The sequence below is a fragment of the Acinetobacter sp. ANC 4805 genome, from assembly GCF_022549495.1.
Taxonomy (GTDB): domain Bacteria; phylum Pseudomonadota; class Gammaproteobacteria; order Pseudomonadales; family Moraxellaceae; genus Acinetobacter.
This window is the reverse complement of the sequence record NZ_JAKZGD010000003.1, coordinates 162,925-175,923: the sequence shown is the minus strand read 5'-3', so window position 1 is coordinate 175,923 and position 12,999 is coordinate 162,925. Positions and strand designations below refer to the sequence as shown.

General features: G+C 38.8%; 18 protein-coding genes. 13 read left to right on the top strand and 5 right to left on the bottom strand.

The annotated features are described in order from the left end of the window. Positions 1–23: 23 nt before the first annotated feature. The 4 genes from cysT to MMP60_RS05390 all read left to right on the top strand — a co-directional run bounded on the left by cysT (position 24) and on the right by MMP60_RS05390 (position 3,829). Positions 24–857 carry a sulfate ABC transporter permease subunit CysT gene (gene cysT, locus MMP60_RS05405; protein ID WP_005215272.1) on the top strand — a complete coding sequence of 278 codons (834 nt, stop codon included), beginning with the start codon at positions 24–26 and terminating at the stop codon, positions 855–857. Further along, positions 854–1,747 carry a sulfate ABC transporter permease subunit CysW gene (cysW, locus tag MMP60_RS05400; RefSeq protein WP_241335318.1) on the top strand — a complete coding sequence of 298 codons (894 nt, stop codon included), beginning with the start codon at positions 854–856 and terminating at the stop codon, positions 1,745–1,747. The genes cysT and cysW overlap by 4 nt, the downstream gene beginning before the upstream one ends. Before the next feature lie 11 nt (positions 1,748–1,758). Further along, positions 1,759–2,829, top strand: coding sequence for a TOBE-like domain-containing protein (gene cysA / locus MMP60_RS05395; RefSeq protein WP_241335317.1), 1,071 nt, complete (start codon positions 1,759–1,761; stop codon positions 2,827–2,829). Positions 2,830–2,905: 76 nt separating this feature from the next. Further along, positions 2,906–3,829, top strand: a complete 924-nt coding sequence (locus MMP60_RS05390; protein ID WP_241335316.1) for a CysB family HTH-type transcriptional regulator — start codon at positions 2,906–2,908, stop codon at positions 3,827–3,829. Between the two features lie 100 nt (positions 3,830–3,929). On the opposite strand, the gene carO is transcribed toward MMP60_RS05390, so the two are convergent. Further along, positions 3,930–4,685: an ornithine uptake porin CarO type 5 gene (gene carO, locus MMP60_RS05385; protein WP_241335315.1), complete on the bottom strand. Its 756-nt coding sequence runs from the start codon at positions 4,683–4,685 to the stop codon at positions 3,930–3,932. A 291-nt stretch (positions 4,686–4,976) separates the two neighbouring features. Here carO and dapD point away from each other — a divergent pair, with 291 nt between their 5' ends. The 8 genes from dapD (at position 4,977) to MMP60_RS05345 (ending at position 10,153) form a co-directional block, all read left to right on the top strand. After that, on the top strand, positions 4,977–5,798 hold the full coding sequence (gene dapD, locus MMP60_RS05380) for a 2,3,4,5-tetrahydropyridine-2,6-dicarboxylate N-succinyltransferase (protein WP_241335314.1): 822 nt from the start codon (positions 4,977–4,979) through the stop codon (positions 5,796–5,798). Positions 5,799–5,916: 118 nt separating this feature from the next. Further along, positions 5,917–6,627 carry a 7-carboxy-7-deazaguanine synthase QueE gene (gene queE, locus MMP60_RS05375; protein ID WP_241335313.1) on the top strand — a complete coding sequence of 237 codons (711 nt, stop codon included), beginning with the start codon at positions 5,917–5,919 and terminating at the stop codon, positions 6,625–6,627. Between the two features lie 75 nt (positions 6,628–6,702). Next, on the top strand, positions 6,703–7,371 hold the full coding sequence (queC, locus tag MMP60_RS05370) for a 7-cyano-7-deazaguanine synthase QueC (protein WP_241335500.1): 669 nt from the start codon (positions 6,703–6,705) through the stop codon (positions 7,369–7,371). A 30-nt stretch (positions 7,372–7,401) separates the two neighbouring features. Beyond that, positions 7,402–7,827, top strand: a complete 426-nt coding sequence (locus tag MMP60_RS05365; protein ID WP_241335312.1) for a hypothetical protein — start codon at positions 7,402–7,404, stop codon at positions 7,825–7,827. A 93-nt stretch (positions 7,828–7,920) separates the two neighbouring features. After that, the gene (locus MMP60_RS05360; protein ID WP_241335311.1) at positions 7,921–8,607 is read left to right on the top strand and encodes a diphthine--ammonia ligase; all 687 of its coding nucleotides are present in this window, start codon (positions 7,921–7,923) and stop codon (positions 8,605–8,607) included. 19 nt (positions 8,608–8,626) lie between these two features. Beyond that, positions 8,627–9,091 (top strand): peroxiredoxin, encoded by a 465-nt coding sequence (locus MMP60_RS05355; protein ID WP_241335310.1) that lies wholly within the window; start codon positions 8,627–8,629, stop codon positions 9,089–9,091. A gap of 114 nt (positions 9,092–9,205) precedes the next feature. Then, positions 9,206–9,778, top strand: a complete 573-nt coding sequence (locus MMP60_RS05350; protein WP_241335309.1) for a CAP domain-containing protein — start codon at positions 9,206–9,208, stop codon at positions 9,776–9,778. A gap of 12 nt (positions 9,779–9,790) precedes the next feature. Further along, positions 9,791–10,153, top strand: coding sequence for a glyoxalase superfamily protein (locus tag MMP60_RS05345; RefSeq protein ID WP_241335308.1), 363 nt, complete (start codon positions 9,791–9,793; stop codon positions 10,151–10,153). On the opposite strand, the gene MMP60_RS05340 is transcribed toward MMP60_RS05345, so the two are convergent. The 3 genes from MMP60_RS05340 to gstA are packed head-to-tail and all read right to left on the bottom strand — an operon-like array spanning position 10,154 to position 11,389. Then, the gene (locus MMP60_RS05340) at positions 10,154–10,534 is read right to left on the bottom strand and encodes a nuclear transport factor 2 family protein (protein ID WP_241335307.1); all 381 of its coding nucleotides are present in this window, start codon (positions 10,532–10,534) and stop codon (positions 10,154–10,156) included. 9 nt (positions 10,535–10,543) lie between these two features. Next, positions 10,544–10,747 carry a 4-oxalocrotonate tautomerase family protein gene (locus MMP60_RS05335; RefSeq protein WP_241335306.1) on the bottom strand — a complete coding sequence of 68 codons (204 nt, stop codon included), beginning with the start codon at positions 10,745–10,747 and terminating at the stop codon, positions 10,544–10,546. Positions 10,748–10,786: 39 nt separating this feature from the next. After that, positions 10,787–11,389 carry a glutathione transferase GstA gene (gene gstA / locus MMP60_RS05330; RefSeq protein WP_241335305.1) on the bottom strand — a complete coding sequence of 201 codons (603 nt, stop codon included), beginning with the start codon at positions 11,387–11,389 and terminating at the stop codon, positions 10,787–10,789. A gap of 97 nt (positions 11,390–11,486) precedes the next feature. Between gstA and MMP60_RS05325 the strand changes: the two genes are divergently transcribed. Next, entirely contained in the window at positions 11,487–12,398 is a 912-nt protein-coding gene (locus MMP60_RS05325; RefSeq protein WP_241335304.1) for a LysR family transcriptional regulator, read from the top strand. 8 nt (positions 12,399–12,406) lie between these two features. Here MMP60_RS05325 and MMP60_RS05320 read toward each other — a convergent pair whose 3' ends face one another. Continuing rightward, positions 12,407–12,973, bottom strand: coding sequence for a nicotinate-nicotinamide nucleotide adenylyltransferase (locus MMP60_RS05320; RefSeq protein WP_241335499.1), 567 nt, complete (start codon positions 12,971–12,973; stop codon positions 12,407–12,409). Between the last annotated feature and the right edge of the window lie 26 nt (positions 12,974–12,999).

Below are 12,999 nucleotides of genomic sequence, written 5' to 3'. Positions count from 1 at the left end.
ATATTTCTCTTTGAGGAAATATCATGTCGCAGCGTTCCCGAGTGCTGCCTGGGTTTGGTCTCTCTTTGGGCTTCACCCTCGCTTATGTGTCTTTTATCGTACTTATTCCTTTATCAGCTGTATTTATCAAATCTTTAGGGATTGGATGGGATGGATTATGGGAAATTCTTACTTCAGAACGAATTCTAAAATCGTTACAACTCAGCTTTAGTGCTGCATTGATCGCTTCTTTAGTCAATGTAATCTTTGGCATACTACTGGCTTGGTGCTTGGTTCGTTATAATTTTCCAGGTAAAAGAATTGTCGATGCTTTAGTCGACTTACCTTTTGCTTTGCCCACCGCAGTGGCAGGGATTGCATTAACTTCGTTATATGCGCCTACAGGTTGGATCGGACAATATCTTGAACCACTTGGTATCCAAGTTGCCTATACACCGATTGGGATTACGCTTGCCTTAATCTTCATTGGTTTACCGTTTGTGGTGCGTACCGTACAACCTGTTTTGAGCGACATTGAAACTGAATTAGAAGAAGCAGCTTCTGCACTTGGTGCAAATCGTTGGCAGACCATTACTAAAATCATTTTACCGATCCTATTCCCTGCACTATTAACAGGCTTTGCTTTGGCATTTGCTCGTGGTGTCGGTGAATATGGTTCAGTTATTTTTATTGCAGGCAACCAACCCTATAAGACTGAAATTGCCCCTCTCATGATCATCTCTCGTTTAGAAGAATATGATTATGCTGGAGCGACCACGATTGCTGTCGTCATGCTTGTTCTCTCTTTTGCCATCTTATTTTTAATTAATTTAGTACAAGCATGGGCAAGCCGTCGTACAGGGAGAACTGCACAATGAGTTTAAATACCAATAGCAATGCTTTAGCCGTGAAGTTGCAGTCTCGTGATTCAACCCGTGAACCAACATGGGTCCGTTATAGTTTAATTAGCGTTGCACTGATTTTCTTCTTAAGTTGCTTGATACTACCGCTCATTTTGGTTTTTGTTGAAGCATTTAAACAAGGTCTTTCAGTTTACATCAATGCCTTAACTGATTCAGACACACTGTCGGCAGTCAAACTAACCTTACTGACAGCAGCGATTGCCGTGCCGATTAATGTGGTTTTTGGTGTTGCGGCAGCATGGGCTGTGGCTAAATTCCAATTCCGTGGTAAAGCCATCTTAACCACCATTATTGACATGCCATTCTCAGTCTCCCCAGTGATTGCAGGTTTAATGTTGGTTCTAATTTTTGGTTCGCAAGGTTGGGTTGGTGGTTGGTTAATGGATCACGACATTAAAATCCTGTATGCCGTACCTGCCATTGTTTTAGCCACAATTTTTATTACTGTTCCTTTTGTTGCTCGTGAATTAATTCCACTCATGGAAGCACAGGGTACAGAAGAAGAAGAAGCTGCGATTGTCCTCGGTGCTTCAGGTTGGCAAACATTTTGGAAAGTGACATTGCCAAATATTAAATGGGGTTTGATTTACGGTGTGATTCTGTGTAATGCCCGTGCAATGGGTGAGTTTGGTGCGGTGTCTGTGGTTTCAGGACACATCCGTGGTGAAACCAATACCTTACCTTTACACGTTGAGATTCTTTATAACGAATATACCTTTAGTGCTGCATTTGCTGTGTCTTCGTTACTGGCATTTTTAGCGATCATCACTTTGATCTTGAAAACTTGGTTAGAAATACGTCAAGACAATGAATATCAATCTAACCAAGATCAACCAAGTCACTAAGGAATAAACACATGAGTATTCAAGTTAAAAATATTGAAAAAAACTTCGGTGCATTCCATGCACTCAAAAATATCTCTTTAGACTTTCCTGAAGGTGAATTGGTTGCTTTGCTTGGCCCTTCAGGTTGCGGAAAAACAACATTATTACGCATCATCGCGGGTTTAGAATCTGCTGATCATGGTCAGGTTCTTCTTGAAGGTGAAGATGCGACCAATATTCATGTCCGTGAACGCCAAGTTGGTTTTGTATTTCAGCATTATGCTTTATTTCGCCACATGACTGTGTTTGACAATATCGCTTTTGGTTTACGTGTTCGCCCACGTGCAACACGCCCATCAGAAGCTGAAATTAAAAAACGTGTCACGCGCTTATTAGACTTGGTTCAACTGGGATTCTTAGCTGATCGTTACCCTGCTCAACTTTCAGGTGGACAACGTCAACGTATTGCTTTAGCACGTGCCTTAGCAGTTGAACCGCGCGTTTTATTACTCGATGAGCCTTTCGGTGCGCTTGATGCCAAAGTTCGTAAAGAATTACGCCGTTGGTTGCGTACCCTACATGATGAACTACACATCACATCAATTTTTGTCACCCATGACCAAGAAGAAGCCTTAGAAGTTGCGGATCAAATCATCGTCATGAACAAAGGTGATGTTGAGCAAATCGGTTCACCTCGTGAAGTGTATGAAAAACCTGCAACACCCTTTGTTTTTGATTTCTTAGGTCAAGCAAATCGTTTTGAAGGTGAACATACGGGCGGTATTATCCGTATCGGTGATGATCGCATTCAATTACCGACATCATTGGAAGCACCGCAAGGAAAAGTCATTGCATTTGCACGACCAAATGAATTACATATTCATACCCGACCTCAACCGAATACCATAGAAGCGACATTTATACGTGAGGTATGGATTGCAGGTAAAGTGATTGCTGAATTACAAGATCGTAGTGGACGCACCATTGAGATTTTACTCAGTGTAGAAGAAGCAAACTTACATCAATTTAGACCAAATCAAACCGTTTGGATTAGTGCGACTCAACTTCATTTATTTGCAGACCAAACGACTCAAGTTGCTTAGAATAATGTCTTGAGAACGGTTAAAATATCCTTGCGAAGCTTTAACCGTTTCTCATCTCTTATGTGGAAAAATTATTATGAACTTTCAACAACTCAGAATTATTCGAGAAACTGTTCGCCAAAACTTTAATTTAACTGAAGCTTCTGCGGCACTTTATACCTCCCAATCAGGTGTCAGTAAACACATCAAAGATTTAGAAGATGAATTGGGTGTACAGCTCTTTGTACGCAAAGGTAAACGTTTACTTGGTTTGACTGAACCCGGTCAATCTTTATTAAGTATTGTGGAACGTATGTTGGTCGATGCTGACAATATTAAACGTCTCGCAGATGATTTTAATAGAGTTGATGAAGGTACATTAACGATTGCAACCACACATACTCAAGCACGTTATGTTCTTCCCCCAATTGTGAACCAATTTAAAAAATTATTCCCAAAAGTACATTTGGTTTTACAACAGGCAAGCCCTGTTGAAATTGCAGAAATGCTACTTCAAGGTGAAGCAGATATCGGTATCGCAACTGAGTCATTAACCACTGAAGAAAACTTGGCGAGCGTACCTTATTATGAGTGGCACCATAGTATCATTACGCCGAAAGACCACCCTTTAACCAAGTTAGATAAAATTAGCTTAGAGGTATTGGCTGAATATCCATTAATCACTTATCACGGTGGTTTTACAGGACGTTCAAAAATTGATAAAGCCTTTGAAGATGCACATTTACATGCAGACATCGTAATGTCTGCCCTCGATGCCGATGTCATTAAAACCTATGTTGAACTGAATATGGGGGTTGGTATTGTCAATGATGTCGCCTATGACAATGATAAAGACTACCGTTTAGAACAACTCAAGACAGATATTTTTGGTGTGAACACGACATGGATTGCGGTACGTAAAGGACACTTATTACGTGGCTATGGCTATGAATTTATCTCTTTATGCTCTCCAAAAACAGACATTAGAGAGCTCAAAAAAGTTGCTTATCCTGAAGAATAAATCAATCAAAATAAACGACTTCAATATGAGCAGTTTATTTTGATTGAAGATCAGGACATAAAAAAACGAGCTTTACGCTCGTTTTTTATTAAATGACAGCTTAGAACTTAAAGCTCATGCCCACTTTTGCCACAGGCATCCATTCGTATTTACTCTTGTTCTCAATATTATGTTGTTCTTTCTCAACAGCACTTTCTAAAGTATTACCATTACTACCAATGATTTGATCATCGCCTGAAGTTTTTAAGCTCACCGTTGGGTTGCCTGTGTAATATGCACCAACTTCACCAAACACACCAATATTCTTATATACAGGTGTATTTAGACCAAAACCTAAATATGGTGAAATGTTATTATCGTAACTCATCGTACCATCAATTTTTACGCTTTGAGTTGCAGATGTCGTGAAACGCTCACCATTTACTTTGACTAAACTATTGCTTCCTACATTTTTTGTTAAGCCATAATCATTATCTAAGTATCCAACACCTGCCGCCACATAAAGTGAGCGTGCAAATGTATTCTGGCTCGCACCCCACGGATAAATTTCGGCATTTAGATAGGTATTATTATTATCCATATCCATATCATACTTGGTGCCGTCAATTTTCAATTCATCGGACCAAGAGATATCACCGCCATTATAACCGAGGCTTAATCCTACATAAGGATTCACACGATAAGAAATCGCACCACCATAACCTGTAGTCCCTACTTCTGCACGTACTGAAACTGGGCTTAAATAAGAAGGAAATGCATAAACTGATTCCTTCACAACCTGTTCATCTGCGGCAAATGTAGTACCTGCAACTGCTGTTAATGCACCCGCTGCTAACATAATACGCAAAGCTTTCATTGAAATCTCCTCAAAAATGCTCTTATTTAAATGTAATTCTTTCTGTGTTTTCATCTTAAAAGAATGACTGCTATTTTTTTATACAATAACTGATTACTTTTTGTTATTTTTTGATACAAATTAAGGATAATTGTATAATTAAAAATTATAGATAAAAAACAATAAACTCCGTATTTATTACCGTTTTATTGCATATTCTTACAACAATTTATTGTAACGACTTTTTTCAAAGATTCTTGATCCAAATTAGTGTAAAATCTCCGAAATTTATTTTTTGGAAGAAGGAAGATCATGTCTCAGCTTTCTACAATCATTGAGCAAGCCTTTGAAGACCGTGCAAACTACAGTGCAACGGATTGTCCAACTGAAATTCGTCAAGCTGTTGAAGAAGCATTGACGGCTTTAGACAACGGTACACTTCGTGTCGCTGAAAAAATTGATGGTGAGTGGGTTGTTCACCAATGGCTAAAAAAAGCGGTTTTATTATCATTTAAACTGAATGACAATAAACCAATCGAAGCATGCGATCTTCGTTTTTATGACAAAGTAGATACTAAATACTCTGGCTGGACTGAAGAGCAATTCAAAGCTGCTGGTGTTCGTGTTGTACCACCTGCTGTAGCACGCCGTGGTAGCTTCCAAGCGAAAAACGTGGTGTTGATGCCTTCTTATGTCAACATCGGTGCTTATGTCGATGAAGGCACGATGGTTGATACTTGGGCAACTGTGGGTTCATGCGCTCAAATCGGTAAAAATGTTCACTTATCAGGTGGTGTTGGTATTGGTGGTGTTTTAGAACCATTACAAGCAAACCCAACCATTATTGAAGATAACTGCTTCATCGGCGCACGTTCTGAAATCGTTGAAGGCGTGATTGTTGAAGAAGGTTCTGTGATTTCAATGGGTGTCTTCATTGGTCAATCAACTAAAATCTTTGATCGCGAAACTGGCGAAATCCACTATGGTCGCGTACCAGCAGGTTCAGTTGTCGTTGCAGGTAGCCTTCCATCAAAATGCGGCACTTACAGCCTTTATGCTGCGGTCATCGTGAAAAAAGTAGATGCGAAAACTCGCGCTAAAACCAGTTTGAATGACTTATTACGTGCGGACTAATTTGTAATACTTATTGCGGAACTTGATCGTTCCCCGTCTCTACGATCAGTCATGGTCGTAGAGATTTTGTTTTTATGTAATATGCTACTTGTATAGCACCTGTTTGTGGTAACTGTTTATGGCTTCCTTACGTTCTTCTGCAATTCCTGTCTCAGATCCTGCGGCTGGTTTACGCATTACAGAGATCTTTTATTCTTTGCAAGGCGAAGCGAATACTTTTGGCTTACCAACGGTTTTTATTCGTTTAACAGGCTGTCCATTACGTTGCAGTTATTGCGATACGACTTACTCTTTTGAAGGTGGCGAACGTCAGTCACTTGAACAGATCATTGAAACAGCAAGCCAACATAAAACACCATATATCTGTGTAACAGGTGGTGAGCCTCTTGCACAACCAAACTGTCTGATTTTATTACAGCGCCTGTGTGATCTTGGTTTTAACGTTTCCTTAGAAACCAGTGGTGCTTTAGATGTCTCGAAAGTTGATCCACGTGTTTCCAAAGTACTCGACTTAAAAACGCCAACATCAAAAGAAGATCATCGTAATTTATTGACCAATCTTGACTATTTAACGCAGCACGATCAGATTAAGTTTGTAATTTGTAATCATGCAGACTATGAATGGTCAAAACAACAACTCGAACAATTCCAGTTGCAAGAAAAAGTGAGTACAGTATGGTTCTCACCTGCTTTTGCAGTTGAAAAAGGTGCTGTTGCCTTACCTGCATTAGCTCGGGACTTAGCACAGTGGATTTTAGATGACCATCTCCCTGTTCGCTTCCAATTACAGTTACATAAACTGTTGTGGAATGATGAATCTGGTCGTTAGAAAGATCACAATACTCTGTTTAATAAATATCAATTTTCTTCAAATTTATTTTTAGGTTGAATCATGGAAAATAATATGCGTTCTCGTGCCATCGTATTATTGTCTGGCGGCTTGGACTCAACGACATGCCTTGCTTGGGCACAAGCAAACTATGAATGTATCGCTTTAAGTTTTATGTATGGTCAACGGTCAACGACTGAACTTGATGCAGCCAAAATTATTGCACAACATGCAGGTGTACAACACCGTGTCATTAATATTGATTTAGGTAATTTAGGTGGCTCAGCGCTGACGGATCATAACATTGAAGTCCCAGAACAATTACAAGAAGGGATTCCTGTCACTTATGTTCCAGCACGTAACACAATTTTCTTATCTTATGCACTTGCAGCAGCAGAAGTTTTTGATGCTGAAGCCATCGTGATCGGCGTAAATGCTGTTGATTATTCAGGATATCCAGATTGTCGTCCTGAATTTATTGACGCTTTTGCCAATCTAGCCCGTCTTGCAACCAAGGCTGGTGTAGAAGGAAAACCTCTTAAAATTGAAACACCTCTGTTACATTTATCCAAAGCGAATATTATACGCTTAGGCATCGAACATGGCGTAGACTATAGCCAAACGGTATCCTGCTATCAGGCAGATGCTCAAGGACGTGCGTGTGGCAAATGCGACAGTTGCCGTTTACGTCAACAAGGTTTCATCGAAGCAGGTATTACGGACCCTACACGTTATACTGAATAAACGATATAGGGCAATCATTAGGTACAATATATGAAGTTTTTCAAATCAAATCTTATTCTTTCTACAATGATGTCAGCTGCGGCTTTATTTGCAACAGCAACGCACGCAGCAGATAATCCATTACAAGCTGCATATAAAAGTACCAATGTAAAAGCTGGTTTAATTAATGTTTGTAAAGAACAGACCACTAAAGGCGGTAAATTGTCAGCAGCAGAAGTAAGCAAGTTCTGTGGATGCCAAATTGACGCTCAAGGTAAAGTGACTGAAGCACAGAAATGGGAAATCCAAAGTGCCATCAATGCGAAGAAAAGCCCAAGTTCTTTAGGCTTTGTACAGCAGCAAAATAAAGAATTACAAGCTTGTTTAGGCGCACCACTAGTAACTAAATTAGAAAAATTGACTGAAGAAGCAATGAAAGCAGCTCAGCAGCAACAAACGCAAGCTCCGAAAAAATAAGCGTATATTGTTAAAAATGAAGCCTGCATTTATGCAGGCTTTTTTATCAGTTCTGTTAAAATTTCTTTTATCTTGAATAAGTTGAATTACACCATGCAGGATCAATGGAAGACCAATACCCATCAACGACAATGTATTGTTTCATTTAGTGGGGGGAAAGACAGTTCACTTGCCCTGTACCATACCATGCAAACAGGCAAAGCGACTGGATTAATTGTCATGTTAGAAGAACAAGGACAACGCTCCCGTTCACATGCCATGCCACTCGATATTATTCAAGCACAAGCGGATGCTATTGGTTTACCTATTTTTATGGCATCTTCAAGCTGGGCTGACTATGAAAGTAAATTTATAGAGCTACTTCAGCAAGCTAAACAACAAGGCGCAGAAGTACTGGTCACAGGCGACCTAGATATGCCCAAATATGGTTGTTGGCATGACCGTGTTACCCAACAAGTCGGACTTAAATTAGGCATGCCACTTTGGCTACGCCCTCATCGTGAAGTCGTTGAAGAATTTATCAAGCTTGGCTTTCGCAGTGTGATCGTAACGGTAAATTTGAAGCTTGGTATGCAAATTGACGATTTGGGTAAGATCCTGACTTTAGAATACATCCAAGAATTAGAAAATCGCGGTATAGATCCGTGTGGCGAAGGTGGTGAGTTCCATACCACGGTTATTGATGGACCAATTTTTAACAAAGCAATTCCTGTACGACAGGGTGATATTGTTTATCATGAAGAATATGCTTTTTTACCACTTGAACTAGACCAACTTTAGTTTTATTGAAGGAATCGAAATGTCTGAGAATATTCAACTACCGAACCATACTTTTCCAACAACACAAGGTGAAGTGAATCTAGCTGAACTCACCAATGAATGGTTAGTACTCTATTTTTACCCAAAAGATTCAACACCAGGCTGTACGACTCAAGCGATCGGCTTTTCATGCTTAAAAGATCAATTTGATGCTTTAAATTGCCAAATTCTTGGGGTATCACGCGACTCAGTCAAAGCACATCAAAACTTCACTGAGAAACAATCGCTCACGATTGATTTAATTAGTGATAAAGAAGAAATCTTGTGCAAACATTTCGATGTGATTAAAGAAAAAAATATGTATGGCAAACAAGTGATGGGCATCGAACGCTCAACCTTTATTTTCCACAATCAGCAACTGGTAAAAAGCTATCGAAAAGTCAAAGCTGCTGGACATGCTGAGCAAGTATTGCAAGATTTAAAAGCACTACAAGCGGCTTCATAATCTTAGGTAACAAAAAAAGCGAGTTCCATACTCGCTTTTTTGATGTGTGTAAATTGCTCCACACTTCAGCCTTAGCGTATGATAAAAAGATTAAAATAATTAAAGATATTGAAAATGAATCAGCGCAACTTATTTTGCTCATTACTTGGTTTCATTCTTCTATCTGCATGCAATACAAGTGCCCCAACGACTACACCTCAAGAAAATGCAACATCAGTAGCACAAATTCAAATCGAAACAACGGAAATACGCTGCCAAGACTTACAAAACCCTGCCTATCAGCAAGTGATTATCCATGCCATTAATGAAATTCGTCAGCATCCACGCCAATGTGGTCAGCAACATTTCGCTGCTGCTGCACCCTTAACATGGAATCGGCACTTATATCAAAGTGCTTTTGCTCATGCCGAAGATATGGCAAGTCACAACATACTTGGACATATCAGTAGCACTGGATTATATTTAAAAGCACGTCTAAAACAATCTGAATTTAAAGGTCGAGGTGGCGGTGAAAATGTTGCAAGAGGACAAAAAAATTTAAATGAAGTGATGTCGGTATGGCTTGCGAGCCCAGTACATTGTAGTAATCTCATGCATCCTAAATTTACAGACTATGCCATTGCCTGTACATTTGACCAATCCACCAAACAAAAGAGCTACTGGACGCAACAATTTGGTGTTCGCTAGCAAGGACGAATAATGCAATCTGGTTCAATCACCCCTATTTTCCGTATTTTTGATATTGAATTAGCTCAAACATTTTATCTAGATTATTTAGGCTTCCAACTCGACTGGCAGCATAAATTTGCAGACAACTTCCCTTCATATTTACAAATATCCAAAGATGATTGCATCATCCACCTAACAGAACATTTTGGGGATGCAAGTCCACATAGTGCGATCCGTATTTATTGGGAAAATCTTACTTTTCTACATACTGAACTTGAGGCAAAGCACTATCAATTTGCTAAACCTCAAATCGAAAAAACAGACTGGGAAACATTAGAACTCAGTATGACTGATCCTTTTTCAAATCGACTGATCTTTTGGGAAGATGCTTAATTAATCTTCTAAAAGTTGATAATGAAAGACTTTAGAAATAATTTTCCACTCACCCTCTTTTTGTACAAATGTAAGTGCATCATAAAAATATTTAGGCTGAATCACACACTCAACATGTACCATCGCCAACTGATCATGAATCATGTTGATGGAAATAATTTTATCTTGTCTCAACTGTTGTTTTGAAGCAGGAGAAATCCTGCTTGCAACAATCGGAAAGTATTCAGACATACTGAGTCCTAAGACAGGCTGATCAGTTGCATTGATATACACAGCATCAGGATGAAAAACATCACTCAGCAGGTTCACATCACAAAAATACAAAGCATCGAAGTATTTTTCGAGTTGCTGTTGAATCTCAGTTATCGAATTATTTTGCATTTTAGATACTCAACTTTGTCTTTGCCGTATTGCAGAAACAGATTCACCTGCAACACCCCAATTATCGGTTTCAACCTCATCAATCACCACAAATGTGGTTGCAGGATCTTTATCCAGTATACGAACCACAAGATCTGTTGCCTCTTTAATCAACTGCTGCTTTTGTTGTGTTGAAACATTCTCTTTCGTAATTTGAATCAAGATATAAGGCATATCAATGTCCTGTTATAATTTTGTTTGATGACCAAAGGATTAAGCTGCTTCAACTGCAATCGCATCTTGAACTGTTTGACGACGAGCAATTCGCTGCATAAATTGAGTCAAATGAATATAATGACTTAAATTCAATCCAATAAAATCGGCCCATCGTGTTACGACAAACAGATAAATATCTGCAATCGTAAAATTACTTCCCGTTAAATAATTTTGCCCATCTAGTTGTTGATCGACCCATGCATAGTGTTTATTTAAAATCGTACTAAAGACAGTTTTAGATTCTTCGCCATAGGACTCATGGAAAAATGGTGAATATGCTTTATGAATTTCCGCAGCAATAAAATTCATCCATACAAGAACTTGGTAACGCTCAAAGGTATTTATTTCGGCTAACAAATCCTGACGAGAAGATTGATCAACCAAAAACTGACAAATAACAGTGCCCTCAGTTAAAAAAGAGCCATCATTAAACTGCAACAAAGGCACTTGTCCTTTTGAATTAAGTTGATAAAAATCTTGCTTCAATTCTGTTAAATGCTGCTGTAAATCCACTCTGATCAATTCAAATGGAATTCCGAGTTCTCTTAAAACAATATGTGGTGCTAAAGAACAAGCATTTGGTGAATAAAACAGTTTCATAAATTGACTCCATTACAAGCAATGAAATCATCTTATTATTTACATTTATGTGCTTAAATAGCCTACAACTCAAATCATTTTTTACATGGTGTAATCAATGACTCAACAACTTAAACGAATGATGTTTAGTAGCGTAGAGCTATTTTGCTTAGTTGCGGAATATGAGAGCTTTTCTAAAGCAGCACTACAAGCAGGTGTCAGCCCAGCCGCAGTGAGTCGCTCGATTGCTCGCCTAGAAAAACATCTAGCGACCCCACTGTTTGTACGAACGACCCGACAAGTGCGTTTGACAGCACAAGGAAAAATCTACTTTGATGAATGTAAACAAGCACTCAATCAAATTTTAGAGGCGGAACAACAACTCAAAAATCAAAACCAACAACCATCTGGCTTGATTCGTATCAGTGTTCCAACCCCTTATGGGCATTATCGAATATTGCCTTTATTGGCAAAATTTTCACAGCAATATCCAGCCATCGACATAGATGTACAACTGACCAATAAAAATGTGGACTTTATTGCAGAAGGTTATGATTTAGCGATTCGTGGGCGACAATTTGCTGATTCAAATTTGATTGCACGTCAACTCGAACTCGCAGAACTCGTTGTTGTGGCATCACCTCAATATTTAAAACAATTTGGTACACCGCAAAGCATTGACGATTTACAGCATCATCAATGCATTCAATTTGTACTCCCGAGTACGGGCAAAAATGTACCTTGGCTATTCAATTTGAATCAACAGATGATTGAATATCACAGCGTAGGAAATATCCGTTGCTTTGATGATATTTTAGGTACAGTGACACTGGCAAAACATAGCGCAGGTTTATTACAAACTTATCGTTTTATTGTAGAAAAAGAGCTTAAAAATGGAGAATTAATTGAAGTGCTAACAGCATTTTCAGGTACTTCGCGCCCCTTTTCCCTGCTCTATCCGTCAAAAAAACACGAGTCTTTTCATATTCGTGTTTTTATTGATTTCCTGATGAAAGAATTAAAACCATAAGAATATGGTTAAGCTAAATTGCTTTTATCACCCGCAAAATATTTGCGCTGTAACTCAGCATAGACTTCAGTATTTTTAAATTCAGTCAAAAATTGAACCGTTCCCTTTGGAAAAAATTCAGTTTGAATCTCTCCCCGATAATACGCTTCTCGCATCGGTGTGGCTGAAATAGAATCTCTTAGACTATCTAGCTCCACCATTTCCCACTCAGGAAATAAGGCTAAATAATACGAAGATTCATCTTTGAAATGACCGATCAAGCCTACTTTTGCATTGGGCTCAATCACTTGATTGACTAAACTTTTAACTTGTTTTACCCATTTTTCATCATTATAAACATCAATCACATGCACAAAATGGATGCGCTTTTGATCCGCCTCAGAAAAATTGGACAGAATCATTTGCTCACGTTCAGTGGCTAAAAATGGATTTTTGATATTTCGTTCTGATTGTGCAGAACCCAATGCTAATACCACATGTTGACTCTGTTGCAATGCGATTTCAATGGTTTGCATATGTGCAAAATGAAATGGCTGAAAGCGTCCAATAAAAATAAGATAGTCAAATGTGTACATAGGCGTAATTTCACTTTTTGTGAACT

Excerpts from the sequence above, each read along its gene's own strand:
- cysA (WP_241335317.1), top strand. The coding sequence starts at position 1,759 with ATGAGTATTCAAGTTAAAAATATTGAAAAAAACTTCGGTGCATTCCAT.
- MMP60_RS05335 (WP_241335306.1), bottom strand. The coding sequence starts at position 10,747 with ATGCCTTATATCTTGATTCAAATTACGAAAGAGAATGTTTCAACACAA.
- dapD (WP_241335314.1), top strand. The coding sequence starts at position 4,977 with ATGTCTCAGCTTTCTACAATCATTGAGCAAGCCTTTGAAGACCGTGCA.
- cysT (WP_005215272.1), top strand. The coding sequence starts at position 24 with ATGTCGCAGCGTTCCCGAGTGCTGCCTGGGTTTGGTCTCTCTTTGGGC.
- gstA (WP_241335305.1), bottom strand. The coding sequence starts at position 11,389 with ATGAAACTGTTTTATTCACCAAATGCTTGTTCTTTAGCACCACATATT.
- MMP60_RS05360 (WP_241335311.1), top strand. The coding sequence starts at position 7,921 with ATGCAGGATCAATGGAAGACCAATACCCATCAACGACAATGTATTGTT.
- queE (WP_241335313.1), top strand. The coding sequence starts at position 5,917 with ATGGCTTCCTTACGTTCTTCTGCAATTCCTGTCTCAGATCCTGCGGCT.
- carO (WP_241335315.1), bottom strand. The coding sequence starts at position 4,685 with ATGAAAGCTTTGCGTATTATGTTAGCAGCGGGTGCATTAACAGCAGTT.
- MMP60_RS05345 (WP_241335308.1), top strand. The coding sequence starts at position 9,791 with ATGCAATCTGGTTCAATCACCCCTATTTTCCGTATTTTTGATATTGAA.
- MMP60_RS05325 (WP_241335304.1), top strand. The coding sequence starts at position 11,487 with ATGACTCAACAACTTAAACGAATGATGTTTAGTAGCGTAGAGCTATTT.
- queC (WP_241335500.1), top strand. The coding sequence starts at position 6,703 with ATGCGTTCTCGTGCCATCGTATTATTGTCTGGCGGCTTGGACTCAACG.
- MMP60_RS05390 (WP_241335316.1), top strand. The coding sequence starts at position 2,906 with ATGAACTTTCAACAACTCAGAATTATTCGAGAAACTGTTCGCCAAAAC.
- MMP60_RS05350 (WP_241335309.1), top strand. The coding sequence starts at position 9,206 with ATGAATCAGCGCAACTTATTTTGCTCATTACTTGGTTTCATTCTTCTA.
- MMP60_RS05340 (WP_241335307.1), bottom strand. The coding sequence starts at position 10,534 with ATGCAAAATAATTCGATAACTGAGATTCAACAGCAACTCGAAAAATAC.
- MMP60_RS05365 (WP_241335312.1), top strand. The coding sequence starts at position 7,402 with ATGAAGTTTTTCAAATCAAATCTTATTCTTTCTACAATGATGTCAGCT.
- MMP60_RS05320 (WP_241335499.1), bottom strand. The coding sequence starts at position 12,973 with ATGTACACATTTGACTATCTTATTTTTATTGGACGCTTTCAGCCATTT.
- cysW (WP_241335318.1), top strand. The coding sequence starts at position 854 with ATGAGTTTAAATACCAATAGCAATGCTTTAGCCGTGAAGTTGCAGTCT.
- MMP60_RS05355 (WP_241335310.1), top strand. The coding sequence starts at position 8,627 with ATGTCTGAGAATATTCAACTACCGAACCATACTTTTCCAACAACACAA.